Here is a 20,978-nt window from a genome sequence, read left to right on the forward strand (position 1 = left end):
TTAACAAGCATGAATGCTATCTAAGTTAATTTTTCAAAAAGTTTGGTGATATAGCAGGCTTTCTGAAGAACTAAATTTAGAATTATATATTAAACTAATAAATGGTTTAAAAGAGGAGATATCTATGAATTCACAAGATATTTTACTAGCTTTACAAAACGGGAAGATAAGCATTGATGAGGCCGAAAGGATACTTGCCGGAAAAATAAAAGGGGCTACTTCCGTCAACGAGGAAGAAAACTTGGAAGATAAAGAGAAATTGGAACTTGATTTTTCTGAAGAGTTAAATCCTAAAAGATTAGGAAGCCCAGTTTTTCAGGAAAGATATAACTGTAAATGGAGTTATTATGCAGGCTCAATGTATCGCGGCATATCTTCTGAAGAACTTGTAATAACCATGGGAAAAGCTAACCTCTTAAGTTTTTTCGGGAGCGCAGGGTTTGGGCCCGAAGAACTGGAAGAACATATAAAAAACATCCAATCAGCGCTGGGAGAAGGCAAACCTTACGGTATGTGCCTGATTTCAAACCTTGATAACTCTAAAAAAGAAATAGAACAGGTTGAATTATTTGTCAGGTACAATATACCTGTTATAGAAGCGGCCGCCTACTCAGCAGTTACTGCACCGCTGGTATATTGCAGGATTAAGGGTATATACCGTAAGGGAGAGCGTATTATTCTGCCGCGTAGAATTATTGGGAAATGCTCCAATCTTAAAATTGCACAACTGTTTTTATCTCCTCCTCCTGAGGAAATTGTAAAGGATCTTTTGAAAGCAGGACTGATTGATAATGAGGAGGCGGAATTGTCAAAGTTTATCCCTTTGGCAGATGACCTTGCCATTGAGGCCGATTCAGGAGGACATACAACCCAGGGAGTATCATTTTCCCTGATTCCTGCAGTTGTTTCTTTAAAAGATATTATGAAAAGAAAATATAAATACCAGGAAGAAATATTGGTAGGCTGCGGCGGAGGAATCGGTACTCCCGATGCTGCTGCTTCAGCATTTACTCTGGGAGCAGATTTCATATTTACCGGTTCCATAAACCAGTGTACTGCTGAAAGTGGTGCCCATTCTGTTGTAAAAGATATTTTAAATACTGTTTCCATTCATGATACTGCTATTACTGCTGCTGGAGATATGTTTGAAATAGGTGCAAAAGTGCAGGTGGTTAAGAAGGGGACACAGTATGCAGTACGGGCAAATAAGCTTTATCAGCTTTTCAGACAATATAATTCTTTTGAAGAAATTCCCGAGCAAATCAGACTGGATATAGAAAGGAACTATTTCAAAAAAACCTTTTCACAAGTCTTGGATCTGGTTTATGAATATAAAAGTAAAAAGAATCCTGAGCAGCTAAAAGAAGCTGAAGAGAATCCAAGGTTCAAAATGGCACTTATTTTTAAGTGGTACTTTTCGCACTGTAGCCGTAGCACTCTTAATGGCGATCTTACGGAAAAAGATAATTTTGTTATTTACTGTGGGCCGGCACAGGGAGCTTTTAACCAGTGGGTTAAGGGGACAAGGTATGAGCATTGGAAGAACAGGCATGTAGATGAGATAGCCGGATTGCTAATGCATAATGCTTGTAAAAAGCTGTGGGATAAGAACTCACTGGTGATGCATGACGGTTTTCAGATAGAAAGTCATTCAATAAAAGATAATACCGATACAGCAATAGCTGTTATAGGAATGGCGGGACAATTCCCTAAATCAAGTAACTTAGAGCAGTTCTGGGAAAATATTAAAAATGGTGTTAACTGTATATCGGAGGTTCCTGAAACCCGATGGCAGATGGATAAATACTTTGACCCTGATCCCAAGGCACAGGGGAAAACTTATTCTAAATGGATGGGTGTATTGGAGGATGCTGACAAGTTTGATCCGCTGTTTTTCAATATATCTCCTGCTGAAGCTGAATTGATGGATCCTCAACAAAGACTGTTTCTGGAAAATTGCTGGAGTTGCATAGAAGATGCGGGTATTACCCCTTCTTCTCTATCCGGCACAAGGTGCGGAGTTTTTGTGGGCTGTGCATCTGGTGAATATCAGGAATTGGCAGATGAATATGGGCTAAATGCTCAGGGCTTGATGGGAAGAGCCATGTCAATTTTAAGTGCACGTATTTCTTACCTGCTAAACCTTAAAGGTCCAAGTATGGCTATTGAGACTGCTTGCTCCTCTTCACTGGTGGCTATAGCCGAGGCCTGCACTAATTTAGCCCTTGGGAACAATGACCTTGCCCTAGCAGGCGGAGTATGTGTACTCGCAGGGCCAAAGTTACATATTATGTGCAGCAAATCAGGAATGTTATCCAAAGACGGACAATGTTATACCTTTGACAACAGAGCTAACGGTTTTGTTCCGGGAGAAGGAGTTGGTGTTGTACTCCTTAAGAGACTTAAGGATGCGGTCAGGGACGGTGACCATATTTACGGGGTAATCCGTGGCTGGGGGCTAAACCAGGACGGCAAGACCAATGGTATAACAGCTCCAAGTGTGATTTCTCAAATTCAGTTGGAGAAAGATGTATACACAAGATTCGGAATAAATCCTGAAAATATTACTCTGATAGAGGCTCACGGGACAGGGACAAAGCTTGGTGATCCTATTGAGGTTGAGGCTCTTACCGAATCTTTCAGGTCCTTTACCCAAAAAAAGAATTACTGTGCTCTGGGATCTGTAAAAAGCAACATAGGACACCTGATGACAGGTGCCGGCGTAGCCGGCTTCATTAAAGTTATGCTTGCATTAAAAAATCGTATGCTGCCGCCAAGTATCAATTTTGAATCAGTAAATGAACATATTTCTCTGGAAGACAGCCCATTTTATGTGAATAACAAGCTTAAGCCCTGGGAAGTACCAGATGGAATACCAAGAAGAGCTTGCATAAGTTCCTTTGGATTCAGCGGAACCAATGCACATATCGTTGTAGAAGAATATACATCTGCTGAGACGACATTGGATGTGCCTGTACAGGTCAGCAGAGACAAAACGTTATTGTTTGTTTTGTCGGCAAAATCAAAAGAGCAGTTAAAAAAATATGCCGCAGTAATAAAAGACTTTGTAGAGCTTAAGGAAAGCCTGAATCTAGAGAATTTAGCATATACCTTGCAGATAGGCAGGGAGAATATGGATTACAGGCTGGCATTCCCATTTGATTCGAGGGATGATTTGATAAATGGTCTGGATGCTTTTGTTAAGGGTGTCTTAACGGAAAACATTCATACTGCTAATGTTATAAGGAATAAAGATGGAAAAGCGGAAATTGGAGAAGTTGGCGAAGATTTTACTGAAGTATGCGTTTTAAAAAATGATTTTTCTATACTTGCACAGATGTGGGTTAAAGGTGCGAACATTGGCTGGGAAAAATTGTATGGTAAAATAAAACCTCGACGAATAAGCCTGCCTACTTATCCGTTTTCGAAGGAGCGCTACTGGATACCAGAAAAAGAGATATATTCTGGTTATAGAAAAGCTGCTGAGAGTGGGAAAGTGCTTATTCATCCGCTACTGCACGAAAATACCTCCAGTCTATTGGAGCAAAGGTATACCTCAGTCTTTACAGGAGAAGAAATCTTTTTGAAGCATCATGTTGTAAATGGACAAAAAGTACTGCCAGGAGCTGCATGCCTTGAAATGGCAAGGGCTGCCGTAGAATTGGCTGCAAGTGATTTGAAAGAAGGATTAGATGGGCTGAGACTCAAAAACATAATCTGGGCAAAACCCATAACTGTAAAAGCAGAGCCGCTGAAATTAAATATTGCGCTATATCCCGTTAATGAAAGTAATATAGATTATGTAATATATGGAGATTCTCAAAAGATAGGTGAAACAACCTACTTTCAAGGAAGTGCCGCATTTATCAAGGTTTCGGAACCTGAAACAGTGGACATTGAAGCGGTGAGGCTTCAGTGTAGCCAGAACATTCTTTCAAAGGAATACTGTTATGAGGCTTTCAGGAGCGCAGGCCTTGAATACGGTGAAGGGCATAGAGGAATTGAGAAGATATATGTGGGGAAGGACCAGGTTTTGGCAAAACTTTCTCTCGAGTCTTCCTCTTTGGATGATTTAGACGGCTATATCCTGCATCCAGGAATGTTGGATTCTGCATTACAAGCTTCAGTGGGTTTGATGCCGCAACTTGAAAGTACTTTTCTGCCATTTGCACTAGATGAACTTGAAATAAGAGGCAGATGTACTCCGGATATGTGGGCTTTTGTACGTTACAGCAAGGGGAGCAGTACAACCGATAAGGTCAAGAAACTTGACATAGACCTTTTAAACCAAAACGGAACAATATGTGCACTAATTAGAGGGTTTACTTCACGCATACTGGAGAAGGAAGAAAAATTAAATAAGACAGTCGAAAATACAGGGACATTGTTGTTTAAACAAGTATGGAAGAAAGAGCCTGCAGACAAAAACCTCCAGCCCATGGAATACGTGAGGCACCTGGTGGTGTTCTGTGATGTGGACCAGACCATATACGAAGATGTGAAAAAAGATATGGATGGAGCAGAATTATTAAATCTTTCGCCTATAGGAAACGCTGCATCGGAGATGTTCCGCGGATATACAGAGCAGTTGTTTGAGGAAATAAGTAAAATATTGGGAGAAAAGATATTTGGAAAGGTATTGGTACAGATTGTAATACCTTTAGGTGAAGAAGAACAGCTTTTCACAGGACTCTGTGGCTTACTTAAAACAGCAGAACTGGAAAATCCTAATCTAATAGGTCAATTAGTTGAAATAAACCTAAGGGAGCAAAGAGAGAATATAATAGAAATTTTGAATGAGAACAGCAGAAATCTATACAACAGACAGGTACGCTATTTAAACGGAGAACGTATGGTGACAGAATGGGAAGAGATAAATGCTTCACCGGAGGATAAATCTATCCCATGGAAAGATGGTGGTAGATATCTTATAACAGGCGGTACCGGGGGATTGGGTCTTATTTTTGCGGAAGAGATAGCACATAAAGTTAAAAATTCCACGCTCATTCTTACCGGACGGTCAGTGCTTAGTGAAGATAAAGAATCCCGTTTAAAAGCTTTGGAAACATCGGGTGCTAGGATTGAATACAGAACAGTGGATGTCACAGACCGGGAGGCCGTAAAAGGTCTTATTAGAGAAATAAATGAGAAGTTTGGCGGTCTTGATGGAATCATACATAGTGCTGGTGTCCTACGTGACGGTTTCATACTCAAAAAGAGCAGGGAACAGTTTCAGGAGGTATTAGCTCCAAAGGTTGACGGGCTAGTGAATCTTGATGAGGAAAGCAAGGATTTAACTTTGGACTTTTTCGTGGTGTTTTCTTCATTGGCAGGAGTATTTGGCAATATTGGCCAGGCAGATTATGCCACAGCCAATGCTTTTATGGACGCATATGCAGAATATCGGAATAAGCTGGTTATTGCCGGAAGACGAAAGGGAAAAACCTTGTCAATTAACTGGCCTCTTTGGCAGGAAGGCGGTATGAAAGTCAATGAAGAAACCCTGAATAACATGAGACAGAGTTCTGGCATGATTGCGATGGATACAGAAATAGGTATTAATGCCTTTTACCGGTGCATGGCTAACGGTGAAGTCCAGATTATGGTGTCCAACGGGGAACTCAAAAAGCTACGTCAGCAGTTGTCAAGCTCAAGACCCATAACACCTATTGTAGAGGCTAACCCAGCTGCTGATGATATACCTGTGGAGAAAGTGGTCAGCTATTTAAAGAAGCTTCTTTCAACTGTTATTAAGTTGCCGGCAGACAGAATGGAAGCAAATGCGCCTTTTGAGAAATACGGAATTGATTCAATAATGGTTATGGAGTTGACTAATGAACTGGAAAAAACCTTTGGCTCACTACCAAAAACTCTGTTTTTTGAATATCAAAGCATTGGGGAGCTAGCGGGATATTTCCAGAAGGCTCATAAAAATCGTCTTGTAGAATTGTTAGGAGCAGATAATAATGAAGGGGCTTATAAGAGATCTGAAAATTCGAAAAGCCATGAAATAGATGAAACGCAGACGGATATTCCTTCAACAGGTCATAAAAGAAGGCGTTTTGTAATTTCACAGGATGAACACCGGGATGAAAAAACATCAAAAGCACTGGATGTAGCAATTATAGGTATTTCGGGTCGTTACCCAGGGGCAGAAAATCTTATGGAATTCTGGAAAAATCTGAGGGATGGAAAGGACAGTATCACAGAAATTCCAAAAGAACGTTGGAACCACAGCTTATATTTTGATGAAGACAAAAACAGAAAAGGAAAAACCTATTCAAAATGGGGCGGCTTTATAAACGGTTTTGACCGCTTTGATCCCTTGTTCTTTAATATTTCACCACGGGAAGCGGAAATGATGGATCCTCAGGAGCGTTTATTCCTTGAATGTGTCTATGAAACAATTGAGGATGCAGGATATACACGTGAAACTCTTGGGGCATACAACGGATCAGGTATGAAAGGGAATGTAGGAGTGTTTGCAGGGGTTATGTACCAGGAGTACCAGTTGTACGGAGTACAGGAAACCATGCAGGGCAGAGCTGTTGCTTTTCCGGGGAATCCTTCCTCCATTGCCAACAGGGTATCGTACTTCTTTAATTTTCACGGACCAAGCATGGCAGTAGACACCATGTGTTCATCTTCTCTAACGGCAATCCAACTGGCATGTCAGAGTATTATAACAGGAGGATGTGAACTTGCCATAGCTGGTGGAGTCAATTTATCAATTCATCCCAATAAATATCTGTTGTTGGGACAGGGAAAGTTTGCATCCAGTAAAGGTCACTGTGAAAGCTTCGGACAGGGGGCGGATGGCTATGTACCAGGGGAAGGCGTTGGTGCAGTGCTTCTTAAACCCCTTTCAAAAGCAGTTGAAGACGGAGATCATATTTATGGGGTTATAAAGGGAATAGCACTAAATCACGGAGGAAAAACCAATGGCTATACCGTTCCCAACCCTAACGCGCAGTCCAATGTAATCGAGAGGGCCTTTAAGGAAGCGGGAATTCATCCCAGGAGTATAAGCTATATAGAAGCTCATGGTACAGGTACTTCACTTGGAGACCCCATTGAAATTGCAGGTCTTAACAAAGCCTTCAGTGGGTTTACCGAAGACAAAAAGTTCTGCGCCATAGGGTCTGCCAAGTCCAATATAGGGCACTGTGAAAGTGCTGCAGGTATTGCAGGACTCACTAAGGTGCTTTTGCAGATGAAATACGGTGAATTGGTACCTTCGCTACATTCAAGAGTTTTAAACCCCAATATAGACTTTGAAAATACTCCTTTTACCGTTCAGCAGGAGCTTTCGGAGTGGAAAAGACCTTTGCTAAAAATTGACGGGGAGATAAAAGAGTACCCAAGAATTGCAGGAATCTCTTCCTTTGGTGCGGGAGGCTCAAATGCGCATATAATCATTGAAGAATATATACCAAAAGATTCTTCAAAAATTCAAATTAAATATGATACCCAAAATCCAGCAGTAGTAGTATTGTCTGCAAAGAGTGAAGGACAGCTTAAGAAATTAGCTGGAATGCTGTTGGATAGGATTGAGAGTGGGCAGTTAAGCGATACTGATTTTCCATCATTGGCTTATACACTTCAAACTGGACGTGAGGCCATGGAAGAACGGTTGGCTTTTACTGCGAGTACAATATCGGAGTTTGAAGAAAAGCTTAAAGATTTTAAAGAAGACCGCAGCGGTAGAGAAGGACTCTACAGGGGCAGAGTTAAGGAGCACAAGGGAATAATTGAGACATTAACTGCTGACATTGATATTGAGAAAGCTATTGACAGTTGGATTTCCAAAAGAATGTATGAGAAACTGTTGACATTATGGGTTAACGGATTAAATATTGATTGGAATAAAATTTATAAAAATCAAAGACCAATTAGGATAAGCTTACCCACATATCCATTTGAAAGGGAACGTTATTGGGTACCTGCAATCAATTACGAAACTAGTACTGAAGTAGTGCAGGCGGCAGTAATAAACCCACTTGTGCATCAAAACACCTCAAACATATATGGGCTGCAGTTTAGTTCTACTTTTACAGGTAAAGAATCTTTCCTTGCAGATCATATTATTAACGGAAAACGGTTGCTTCCGGGAGTTGCGTATCTTGAGATGGCTAGGGCAGCAGCAGTACAGGCTTGGGATTTGACGAAAGATGGTAATAAAGCCATTCGAATTGAAAATGTGAATTGGTTACGCCCTGTTATTGTAGGAGACCAGCCGTTAAGGGTAGATATCGGTTTATATCCCGAAGACAGTGGACAGATTGTATATGAAGTTTACAGCGGTGATTCCGGTGAGGACAGAGAGCAGGTAATTCATAGTCAGGGAATAGTAACATACGAAGAAACTGTAAATACCGTAATGATAGATTTAAAAGACCTAGAGGCTCAATGCAACCGGGACATACTGACAGGTGAACAGTGCTATCAGATTTTTAAAGATGCAGGATTTCATTACGGAGTAAGTCATAGGGGAATTGAGAAGGTATATGTGGGCGATGAAAAGGTCTTAGTCAAACTTTACCTATCCCCTGAAGTATTTAATGCCAATGATGGGTTTGTACTTCATCCGGGACTGGTAGATTCCGCATTGCAAGGAACTCTCGGGTTGTTTATAGGTTCAGACAACAAGCCCGGCTTACCCATTGCCGTTGGCTCCATCGAAATTTTCAACAGATGTTCTCCTTCTATGTGGGCGTTTATCAGGTACAGTGAAGGAAGCAAGGCTGGTGACAATGCACCTGAACTGGATATTGACTTGTTAGGAGAGTCCGGAGAGATTTGTATACGTATAGAAAGGCTGGCATTAAAGGTGCCTGAAGAACAGAGGAACCTTATAAATTCAAGTTCAAAGGAACTTGAGTTAAACCAGACCGAAAATGAGGACGAATTTTATCTCAGCATTTTTGAAAAGATTGCAAAGGGGGAAATGACTGAAGAGCAGTTGGAAGAGCAACTGAGAGTATCTTAAAAGTGGAGGTTAATATGCGTAATCAAATAAGTATTTTATATGAACGGATTAAAAATGGGAATATCGAAAGCAAGGAGGCTTTGGAGGAATTCAAACTCATTGCAGCTCAGCGAAAAAGAGAAATAAGACTATCAACCGGATTAGGTCAAGAGAAGGAAGGCATTGATGAATCTGTGGCAGTGAAGGAAACAGGTATTCTAAAAGATAAGATTCAGGCTGCTTTGCTGGAAGTTGCGTCAAAAATACTTAAAGTAAATCCACAAGACATAGATACATATGTTGAGCTATCCGAATATGGCTTTGACATGGTCACACTCTCTGAATTTACCAGTGAACTAAACAAGAATTTCAATCTGGAATTAAGTCAAACAGTTTTTTTCCAAAACCAAACCATTGAGAGTCTTGCTAATTTTCTTTCGAAGGAATTCAGTGATACTTTTATAAAGCAGCTAGGGATTGAAACATCGGAATTCTTAAATACCGTAGAGGAAGTTACAGTTGTGGAGCCTGTTCGGGACAAATTAAATACGGAAAATGTTTCAGAGTACTTTAAGAACTTACTTTCTACTGCTATAAAGCTTCCTGCGGAGCGAATTGAAATTGATGCACCAATGGAAAAGTACGGGATAGACTCAGTAATGGTTATGGAGCTTACAAATGAGCTGGAAAAGAAATTCGGTTCACTGCCTAAAACCTTATTTTATGAATACCAGAATATCCGGGAGCTAAGTGGATATTTTCTTGAATTATATCCGGAAAAGATGGCGGAACTCCTTGAAATTGACAAGAAGAACATTTCTGAAATAGAAAGTGAGGCGCCTTTGACTGAAAAGGCAAAGCCTGCCTTTAACAGACACAGACGTCACAAATTTTCATTTATAAGCAGCAGACATGACACAAAAAGATTGCCTGAAGTATTGGATATTGCCATCATTGGTGTTTCGGGAAGATATCCGGGTGCAGAAAATATTAAGGAGTTTTGGAGCAATCTTCAGAACGGTAGGGACTGTATCACAGAAATCCCGAAGGAACGCTGGGATTACAGTTTATACTTTGACGAAGACAAAAGCAAGCCTGGTAAGACGTATAGTAAATGGGGAGGCTTCATTAATGATGTAGATAAATTTGATCCGCTGTTTTTCAACATTTCACCACGGGATGCTGAATTTATGGATCCCCAGGAACGCTTGTTCCTTGAATGTGTGTATGAGGCTCTGGAGGATGCTGGATATACCCGTCAGGCTCTTGCAAAGCATAATGAAAACGGAATGGGAGGAAATGTAGGTGTTTTTGCAGGGGTCATGTACGAGGAGTACCAGCTTTACGGGGTTCAGGAAACCATGCAGGGTAGACCTATGGCTATTCCAGGCAATCCTTCCTCGATTGCCAACCGTGTATCATATTTCTTTAATTTCCACGGGCCAAGTATGTCAGTGGATACAATGTGCTCCTCTTCTCTGACAGCCATACATCTGGCTTGTCACAGTTTGTTGAGGAGCGAGTGCGAGCTTGCTGTAGCCGGCGGAGTGAACCTATCCATTCACCCTAACAAATATCTGGGGCTGGGACAGGGAAAATTTGTTTCCAGCAAAGGAAGGTGTGAAAGCTTCGGAAAGGGAGGCGATGGATATGTTCCCGGAGAAGGCGTCGGGGCATTGATACTGAAACCCTTATCCAAAGCAATAGCCGATAGGGATCAGATTTATGGGGTTATCAAAGGAGTGGCTGTAAACCATGACGGTAAAACCAACGGATTTACTGTTCCCAATCCCAATGCACAGGCTAATGTTATTGGAAATGTGTTTAAGCGGACCGGAATTGATCCGAGATCTATAAGCTATATTGAAGCTCATGGTACGGGGACATCATTGGGGGATCCCATTGAAATTGCCGGACTGACTAAGGCTTTCGGGGAATACACTAAAGACAGAAAGTTCTGTGCCATTGGCTCTGCAAAATCCAACATAGGACACTGTGAGAGCGCAGCAGGTGTTGCCGGAGTGACAAAGGTCTTACTGCAGATGAAATACAAGCAATTAGTACCGTCACTGCATTCCAGAATACTAAATCCAAATATCGACTTTGAAAATACGCCGTTTGTAGTCCAACAAGAGCTTACAAAATGGAAAAGACCGGTTATCAACGGAAGGGAAGTTCCAAGACGTGCCGGCATAAGCAGCTTTGGAGCAGGTGGTTCAAACGCACACATAATAATTGAAGAGTACATTTCGGAAAGTATGGAAAGCAGCTTTTCACAGACAACATTCTCTTATCCGGCAATTGTAGTTCTGTCTGCAAAAAACAGTATAAGGCTCAAAGAAGTGATAGAACGGTTTCTGAAAGAAGTTGAAGATGGTCAGCTTACTGAAGATGAGCTTTTTAATGCGGCTTATACCCTTCAAGTTGGACGTGAACCTATGGAAGAACGCTTGGCTCTAACTGCAAATTCTATCAATGAGCTAGTGAAAAAACTAAAGGATTTTCTTGAAGGTAAAGAAATTATAAACGAGCTGTATAACGACAATATAAAAAGCTCAAAAGAAGAATTGACTGGTTTGACTACAGAAAAAGAAATACAGGAAACAATTAGAAAACATATTAAAGCTAAAGATTATGGAAAGATTTGCGAGCTTTGGGTAAAAGGTATTGAATTTGACTGGGATATGCTTTATGAAATTGGTAAAATGCCTAGACGAATCAGTCTCCCGACTTATCCTTTTGCCAAGGATAGGTACTGGATACCGTCTTCCAATGAGGACTCAGGATATGCGTTTGAAGGTAAAACCTCAAAGCTGCATCCTTTAATTGATAGAAACATTTCCAATTTTACCGAGCAAAAATTCTGCGTAAGGCTGACAGGGGATGAATTTTTCCTAAGTGATCATAGAGTGAGTGGGATAAAAACCCTACCTGGTGCTGCTTATATAGAAATGGCAAGGGCTGCCGGAGAGATGGCAGCAGAACAGAAGGTACGGAAACTAAAAAACGTTTTTTGGACAAGTCCAATAACAATTGAGAATTCTCCAATGAATATTGAAATCAGCCTTTACCCTGGTGATAACACAGCTGAATTTGTGGTATCAAGCACAGGACAAGAACAGCAGAACTCAAGAATAATACACGGCCAGGGTAAGATTGTATTTGAAGGGCTTCTGGAAGAAAAGGTGAAGGAACAGAGAATTGATATCGAAGAGTTAAAAAGAAGTTCAAAAAAATTCTTTTCATTTGAAGAATGCTATACAAGCTTTGAAAATAATGGACTTGAATATGGTCAGGGTTTTAGGACAATTCAAAAGATTTTCATTGGAAAGACGAGTGTTCTGGCCCATTTGCAATTACCGACAACACTAAAAAACAGTTTCGATGAATTCGGATTGCATCCTAGTATACTGGACGGTGCATTCCAATCCTTAATAGGATTTGCAGGTATGGACGGCAGTGCGGATGGCTCAGGAGCAGGTCTTATGCTTCCTTTTTCAGTAGGAGAAGTTGAGCTAATTAATCCTTTGACTGAAAGCTGCTATGCTTTTGTAGACACATCAGAAAACTTTCAAACAGGGTCATCAAGAAAATATAAAATACTGCTGCTGGATGAAAGTGGTTTGCCGCTAGTTAGGATAAGTGACTTTATAGTCCGTAAACTTAAGCAAACTCATGAAAAAAACGCTTTAGCAAAGACTAAGAACACCCTTTTATATTTAAGACCTATTTGGAAAGAGTGGCCTTTGGATGTATCAGAGAAACCTATTTTAGCTAATAAAGTGCTGATACTTGACACTCAGAAGGATTTTTATAAGGGATATATTGAGTATCTTGAAAAGAGCAACGTTTCAGACTACCAGGTAAATCTGGCAATGCCGGGAAACAGTTTCTCCTATAAGGAAGATTACTTATACACCATTAATCCTCAAAACGAAGAGGATTTCAGTAAACTGGTCAAAACCATGTCGGAAAATAATCAAATTCCGGACTTGATTATCCATTTATGGTCAAAAGAAAGTTTTGATTGGGACGAAAAGAATATAGTGTCAGGGTTGTCTACAGGAGTATACTCCTTGTTTTACCTGAGCAAAGCCTTTATGCGTCATAAAATCAACAGTAAGATTCAGCTTTTCCATATTTATAAAGGTGCTTCTGGAGAATCTCAGCCCCAGTATTCGGCAATTGGTGCTTTTGCAAAGGCCATCCGTCAGGAGAATTTAAGGCTGCTGTTTAAAGCAATTGAAATTCAAAAGGAAAATGTTGCGCAGCAGATTGAAACTAAAGAAATATTGGATATTGTAACTGGCGAGCTTGACAAAGATTCAAATCAAAAGGATACAGAAGTCAGGTATAAAGACGGAAAGCGTTTTCTGAAAGCTTTGGTTGAAATGAATCTGATGAGTGAAGACAGGAAAGAAGAGGAATGCAGTTTATTGAAGAAAGACGGTATCTATCTGATTACAGGAGGTATGGGTGGACTTGGACTGATTTTTGCTGAATACATGGTAAAACAGGAGAAAGTGACCGTCATACTTACAGGGCGTTCCGAATTAAGAGCTGAAAAACAAATAGAGTTGGATAATTTAAAGAAATGGGGCTCCAAGATTATATATCTGCCTGCGGATATTTCAAAAAGAGATGAAGTGGAACAGCTGGCACAGAAAATTAGTTCTGAGTATGGAGCTATTAACGGTATTGTTCATAGTGCGGGAGTAATTAAGGATGCATTAGTTCCGAGAAAAACAAGGGAGAACTTTGATGAAGTCCTTGCTCCTAAAATATTCGGTACTGTCTGGTTGGATAAAGTATTTCAAGACCAGCCTCTGGATTTTTTCGTGTTATTCTCTTCTGTTTCAGGAGTAATAGGAAATGCCGGGCAGAGTGATTACGCTTTTGGGAACAGCTTTATGGACAGCTTTGTTGAAATAAGGGAAGGGCTGCGTTCTAAAGGCAAACGTCGTGGGAAAACATTATCCATAAACTGGCCCCTTTGGAAAGATGGGGGGATGAAAGTGGATGAAAAGACAAGCCAAAGGATGGAGAATGCCTCTGGAGTTGCGCCTTTATCTGTTTCCTACGGCCTTAAAGCTTTTACTGATACTTTAAAATCGGATTTTTCCCAGGTAATTGTGCTTGAAGGAAATAGAAATAAAATAATCGAAAAACTAGGAATTACCGTTAGTACACCTTACACTCCAGCTAACCCTGAGGCAACTGTGACTATTGACAATAAAACCGGAGACGTTAACGATGGTTTAAGGACAAAGGTGGAAAAAGACCTTACTATGCTGATAGTAGAGCTTTTAAAAGTTAAAGAAAGTGATTTGGATATAGAAGTGGATTTGGGAGATTACGGCATTGATTCGATTGTAATGATGACAATGCTGAACCGTATTGAAGAAATGTATGGGATAACTGTGGAACCCAATGCTGTTAGCGAAAATTCATCTGTCAAAAGGTTGGCAGAATATATACTTCCTATGCTGGACTTCTCAGATAAAGCGCTGCATTCTGAAATAAATCATGAAGATACTGTGGCTGAACATGTTCAGGAAGAATTACAAACAGAACCATCTGGATATGGCTTCTTGCAGAAATCGTTGGGTGCAGCAAACAGATTTAGCCGAATAAGCTCACAGTACTCTTCTGATAATTGCAAAATAGCTGTTATCGGAATGGCTTGCCGCTTTCCAAAGTCTAATTCTATAGAAGAGTATTGGGACAATCTGAAAAACGGAAGGTGTATGATTACCGAGATACCCGAAGAAAGATGGAGAATTTCGGATTTCTACAGTCCCCATAAGGACGAAAATGGCAAAAGCTACTCTAAATGGGGAGGCTTTATCAGTGATGTTTATCTTTTTGATGCCGACTATTTTGGTATCAAATATGAGGATGCTATTGTGATGGATCCCCAGCATCGTATTTTGCTTGAATTAAGCGAAGAATTAATAGCACGGTCGGGATACCGTAGGGACGAAATAAGTAATACAAGGACGGGCGTGTTTATAGGAGGTGGAGAAAGCTCCTATATTAAGAATAACAAAGATTTAATACCGGAAAATGGGATGAAGCATCTTATTGTCAATATGATTCAGAACATGATGGCTGCCAGGATTTCCGATTTCTATAATTTGAAGGGTCCATCCCTTACTGTGGACACAGCATGCTCTTCTTCACTTGTAGCAATCCACAAGGCCTGCCAGAGTATTAATAGCGGGGAATGTGAAATGGCCATAGCAGGAGGAATAGAACTGCTCCTTGACCCTGACCTTCATATAGGTTTCAGTAAGGCGGAAGTACTGTCCCCAGACGGTGTATGCCGTGTATTTGACCAAAAGGCTAATGGCTTTGTATTGGGAGAAGGTGCGGGAATTGTTCTTCTAAAGCCTTATGAAAAGGCGGTGCAGGATGGGGACAACATTCGAGCTGTTATTTTGGGTTCGGCTGTCAACAATGACGGTCACACCATGGGACTGACGGTTCCAAGCCAGGAAGGACAAAAAGAGGTTATCAGCCAGGCACTTAAAAAGAGTGGTGTTACTCCTGAAAGTATTTCCTATTTGGAGGCTCATGGGACAGGGACCTTGCTAGGAGATCCTATTGAAATAAGGGCTGCAAGTCAGGTTTATCAAGACACAGCAGGAAAAACTCAATACTGCGCAGTTGGGTCTGTCAAGAGCAACATAGGACATCTGATACGTGCAGCCGGAGTTGCAAGTTTTATAAAAGTTGCGCTTGCCCTTGAAAATAAAATAATTCCGCCTACCTTAAACTGCTTGGAGCCTCACCCTCGTTTTAAATTTGAAAGCTCACCTTTTTATCCCGTTAGAGAAGTGAGACAATGGCGTACGCAGGGGAATATGAGGAGAGCTGCAATATCGTCCTTTGGCTTTGGCGGTACTAACTGCCATATGATTCTAGATGAGTTCCAGTGTAATGAGGTAGAAAACTATATGCTTGTAAGAACAGCGCTTCCATTAAATACGTTTCGCCGTAACTATTTCTGCATAGGTAAAGAAATTAAAAGTGAGATAAAAGAGTCCGAATTGCAGGAAGATGAAATTCTAAAGATTTTGGAAGGGTTGAAAAGTGGAGATGTCAGTCTTGAAGATGCAATGGCTTTAATAGGCAATTAAAGGAGAAGGAATATGGATGAGAATTTACTGAATATATTAAAAGATTTTAAAGACAGCGGTATGAGCAAATACGAAGCTCTAGAGCATATTAAAAATATAAAAGGGAAAGCTCAAAATTCACAGTTGGTGCTTACATTTAAGTACGATGAACCTTATTTAAGGGATCATACTGTATTCGGGCAACAGGTGCTACTTGGTGTAACTCATTTTAGTATGGCCATTGATGCACTGAGCAAGGTACAGGGAAAACCGGCTACCCGTATAAATAATCTTCTATTTATAAATCCAGTTATTGTATCAGATGGAGAAGCTGTGGAATTAACAGTAAATATAAGGGAGAATAACAAAAGGCTGTACTTTGCATGCAGCTGTAGGAAAACTCCAGGATTGGAGAATTTTGAAGCGGCGTCGGGAGAATACATCAGTGAGTCTGCTGGTTTTCCCGGAACGTTGGATTTGGAATCCATTAAGGAAAATAGTGAAAGGGTACTGACAGGCGAAGAGATTTATAAAAGTATGGGAAAATCACCCATTGTCCACGGACCGTCGCTGAAAACACTAAAAAAAGTATATATGAACGGATTGGAATCCCTTGGAGAACTTGAACTAACAGAAGAAATAATCAAAAACAGCTGTAGATATGAAGCCCATCCTGCTTTGTTGGACGGTGCCCTGGTAAGCATAATGCCAATACTGACAGATGAGGTTGAAGGGACTTTTCTGCCTTTGATGGTGAAGGATGTTTATATTTACGGGTCTCTTCCGCCTCAATGTGTGTCATACACAAGAATAGAAAAAATCAATTCTAATATTGTAGTTGCAAACATTGATATTTGTAGTTTAAAAGGAGAAATACTTCTTAATTTGAAGGGCTTTACCTTTAAGAAGGTAAGAAGTATGGAAGATTTCGGAGGGCAAGGTGCTAATAGTACAGTCCTTTCAAATATACATGAGATACAGCAAGAAGATGTCAATATAGATACTAGCGGAGATTTCACTGTTTATGAAAGTACAAATATAGGTAAGAAAATTGAAAGCTATATAACAGATAAAGTCAAATCTCTCTTAGATGTCGAAGATCATTGTATAGAAAATGATTTAAACTTTATGGATATGGGGATAGATTCTACAAGCCTGATATCCATGGCCAATGATATTGAAAAGGAGTTAGACCTTGAGCTATATCCTACATTATTTTTTGAATACCAGAATATTAACGAGCTTGTAGGATACTTTCTAAATGAACACGGCGACAGAGTAAGGTCCTACTTTAATGTAAAAACAGAGAAACCGGTAAAACTCACTGAGAGTAACAAAGGAGTAGAGGACTTAACTGCCAAGAAAAAGGCTGATATTGTAGGCCAAGTAAATAAAAAATCCGAGGAGTATAAAAGCCAGGAGGTCGCAGAAGTTAATGACAATGCTGATGATATTGCTGTTATAGGTATGGCAGGTATTTTTGCCGATTCGCCGGATGTAGAAAGTTTTTGGGAAAATCTCAGAAGCGGAAAGGATTTAATCAGAGAGATTCCTCTCGACCATTTTGATTGCCGGGACTGGTTTGACCCAAATCCCTTGGCAACTGACAAGATGTACTCAAAATGGGGGAGCTTTATTGAGGATGTAGGGAATTTTGACTCTGGGTTCTTTAATATTTCGCCTAGAGAGGCTGCTATGATGGACCCTCAGCTACGAAAACTTCTGCAGGTCATATATTCTACAGCCGAGGACGCGGGATATGCATCCAGGATTAGCGGTACAAAAACAGGAATGTATGTTGGCGTATGCTTTCACGACTATAATTCGGAGATATCAAGGCATATGATTACTGTCGATCCTCATTCCGGTACTGGGAATGCTGCTACAATGTTGGCAAACAGACCATCATTTTATTTTAATTTGTATGGACCTAGTTTGGCTGTGGATACGGCATGCTCTTCATCGCTGGTGGCTTTACACCTTGCTTGTAAGGCACTAAAGCAGAATGAATGTGAAATGGCTTTCGCCGCAGGTACCAACTTACTGCTCAGTCCTTCTCACTACAGGTATTTTTGCAGCATTGGTTTATTATCGCCTACAGGACGCTGCCATACCTTTGACAATAGGGCTGATGGTTATGTTCCCGGAGAAGCTGTTACTGCAGTGCTACTAAAACCTTTGAAAAAAGCATTGGAAGACAGAGATAATATTCATGCAATTATTAAGGGTTCTGCCATCAATCATGGGGGATATACCCCTTCAATTACTGCTCCTAGCGTAAAGCAGGAGGCTCAGGTTATTCAGGATGCCTGGAAGGATGCTGGTATAGACCCTAGAACGATAGGATATATTGAGGCACATGGTACAGGAACGAAACTGGGCGATCCTATTGAAATTAATGCGCTGCGCATGGTGTTTAAGGATTATCAGGATGTTAAGCCTTTCTGTGCTGTGGGTTCGGCAAAGGCACATATAGGACATACCGAAGGAGCCGCTGGAATTACCGGTGTTATTAAGGCTATTATGTCATTAAAAAAAGGAGAAATACCAGCAATGCCTTATTTTGAAAACCTAAATCCGTATATCAAGCTTGAAGACTCGCCCATATATATAAACCGTAAGCTTGAGGAGTGGAAGCCTCTTAACGGCCAACCAAGGAGAGCGGGAATCAGCTCATTCGGATTTGGAGGTTCGTACGCACATGTGGTGGTTGAAGAATTCAATAATGGACAATATTCTGAGATAACTGAAAATGCAATGCCCCAGATATTCGTCCTTTCTGCACGGAATAGGGAGAGATTGAGAAAGCATGCCGAAAACATAAAGACTTTTATTCAAAATAATAAACCCGACACTTCACTTCTGGCTGATATTGCATACACCCTTCAGATTGGGCGTGAGTCAATGGAGGAAAGGCTTGCCGTAATTGCTAGGGATAAAGATGAACTTGTTTCAGGGCTGACAAAGTTTCTTGAAGGAAATATGAACGGAGATAGGATATATTCAGGTAGTTCAAATAAAGTCAATTTAGAAGCCCAAATCCTAATCAACGACGACGATGCTGAAGAAATGATTGAAAAATGGTTTAAAAAGGGCAAGCTGGATAAATTGGCACAATTGTGGGTAAATGGTATGCAGTTAGATTGGGCCAGATTATCAGGAGGAAAAAGCAGAAGGATAGTATCTTTACCAACATACCCATTTGAAGGCAAACGTTACTGGTTTACAGACATTGAGAAAGATGGATTGCAAAAAGCTATTACATCCTCCAAAGGCTCAGAATTTAGTGAGAATGAGAAAGCTTTAATTGATATAATTCAAAAAAATACACCTGTTGAAGCAGACAGTATAGATATTGATTTTAAATGGGATCAATGGGAAATGGATTCAATTACCTCAATGAAAACTGTTTTTGAGATTTTGAAATTGTCAGGTTTGCAAGAACGGGAAGGTGAGGGAGACCTTTTGCTTGAATATGTTTCCCGAAACAATCCCAGTATAAAGGAATTGGCAGATTACATAAATAAAAGAGGTGCGAAAATAGGACAGGAATCCATTGAAAAGTCTCCAATCAGTGACTCAAATAAGGAAGAGTCCGAGCTTCAAGATGATACTGACGAGACAGATACTGGATTATGTGTATTACTTCAGAAAATTATTGCTGAAAATACCGGCCATAACATAGAAGATTTAAATCTTGATCAGCCCTTGGATGAATTGGGAACTGACTCTGTCATAAATGTGAAGATTGCAAGGGATATACTTAACGAGTTCAACTATTTAAATGAACTAACCGATGCTGGAAATGAACTTATAAGATATTTGGCTTCTGATTTTTCAACTATCGGTGGACTTATGGATTTTATAAAAGAACGGAGATTCAGCGTAGAAAAGGAAAAAACACATTTTAGTCTGCATGAAATTAATTTATGTCAAAAAAATAACAAGCAAAACATTGTAATTGAAGCCATACAAGCAGATGAGAATAATCATGAGGTTTTTAACTGTAAGCTAATTATTGACGAAACACATCCCTTCTTCTTTGACCATGAATTGGATCATGTATCGGGAATGCAACTACTGGAAGGAATGAGCCAGCTAACCAGAGCAGGTTTTCTATATAGTTCTGGAACTTCGCCGTTAACTCCCTTGTTTATTCCTGAAATTAATGTTTCATATCATGGTTACTGTGTGAAGGAAGAAGAATCCTGGGCTAAAGCTACTCTGATTAAATCAAATAATGCAGGATACCATTTTAGTGCAGAAATAATTCAGAATAATACTAAAACTGCTTCTGGTAAATTTACAATTCTGGAAAATAGATTTAAATATGAACATACTGAGGACAGTGATTTAACTCCTGCTGGAGAATTCGCTCCTTGTAACCAGCTTATTGTAAATAAGCAAAATCCTTTAAATGTTCTTATTAGTGATGTTATTAATGAAAATGGAGACATTGGGTGTTATTTTATTTTTCAACCTGATAACCCTTATTTTAACGACTTTAAGGGGGAATATATAGACAGTGTCGTATTGGCTGAGGCGTGTCGCCAGAGCTTCAGAGCCTTTGGATACTACTTTAGCTCACAAAATCAACCTACAAGTAGTGAAAACCTGATACCTGTCCTTAAATCCATAAAAATAAAAATTAAGCGCCCATTACATAAAAAAGAGAGGATATTCCTTAAAAAGAGTAAATATGACGTCATAAATGTTGGAAATAATAGTATATTAGAGCTAAAAGGCATAATTACTTCCAACGACTTAAAACAGGGCTCTTTTGAAATACAGTCTTTGCTTTTAGAGGAGAGTTATATTTCTAACAATCTTAAAGATATAAAGATTCCTGCCAAGGGCTCAAGAAAACAAAAAGCAAATAAGCAATAAAT

The 20,978-nt window shown here is 40.0% G+C and carries 3 protein-coding genes; all 3 read left to right on the forward strand.

The window, feature by feature from the left end; translation table 11 throughout:
- Positions 1-124 precede the first annotated feature (124 nt).
- The 3 genes from K412_RS21115 to K412_RS0118125 are packed head-to-tail and all read left to right on the forward strand — an operon-like array spanning position 125 to position 20,976.
- Positions 125-8,989, forward strand: coding sequence for a PfaD family polyunsaturated fatty acid/polyketide biosynthesis protein (locus tag K412_RS21115; protein WP_024834395.1), 8,865 nt, complete (start codon positions 125-127; stop codon positions 8,987-8,989).
- Positions 8,990-9,003: 14 nt separating this feature from the next.
- Positions 9,004-16,110, forward strand: a complete 7,107-nt coding sequence (locus K412_RS22965) for a type I polyketide synthase (RefSeq protein WP_024834396.1) — start codon at positions 9,004-9,006, stop codon at positions 16,108-16,110.
- Positions 16,111-16,122: 12 nt separating this feature from the next.
- Positions 16,123-20,976 carry a beta-ketoacyl synthase N-terminal-like domain-containing protein gene (locus K412_RS0118125; protein ID WP_024834397.1) on the forward strand — a complete coding sequence of 1,618 codons (4,854 nt, stop codon included), beginning with the start codon at positions 16,123-16,125 and terminating at the stop codon, positions 20,974-20,976.
- Positions 20,977-20,978 lie beyond the last annotated feature (2 nt).

Origin of the sequence: Ruminiclostridium josui JCM 17888 (assembly GCF_000526495.1) — a bacterium.
In the GTDB taxonomy this organism is placed as follows: Bacteria; Bacillota; Clostridia; order Acetivibrionales; family DSM-1351; genus Ruminiclostridium; species Ruminiclostridium josui.

Bases quoted from the DNA above. Each gene is read 5' to 3' on its own strand.
- K412_RS21115 (WP_024834395.1), top strand. From the start codon at position 125: ATGAATTCACAAGATATTTTACTAGCTTTACAAAACGGGAAGATAAGC.
- K412_RS0118125 (WP_024834397.1), top strand. From the start codon at position 16,123: ATGGATGAGAATTTACTGAATATATTAAAAGATTTTAAAGACAGCGGT.
- K412_RS22965 (WP_024834396.1), top strand. From the start codon at position 9,004: ATGCGTAATCAAATAAGTATTTTATATGAACGGATTAAAAATGGGAAT.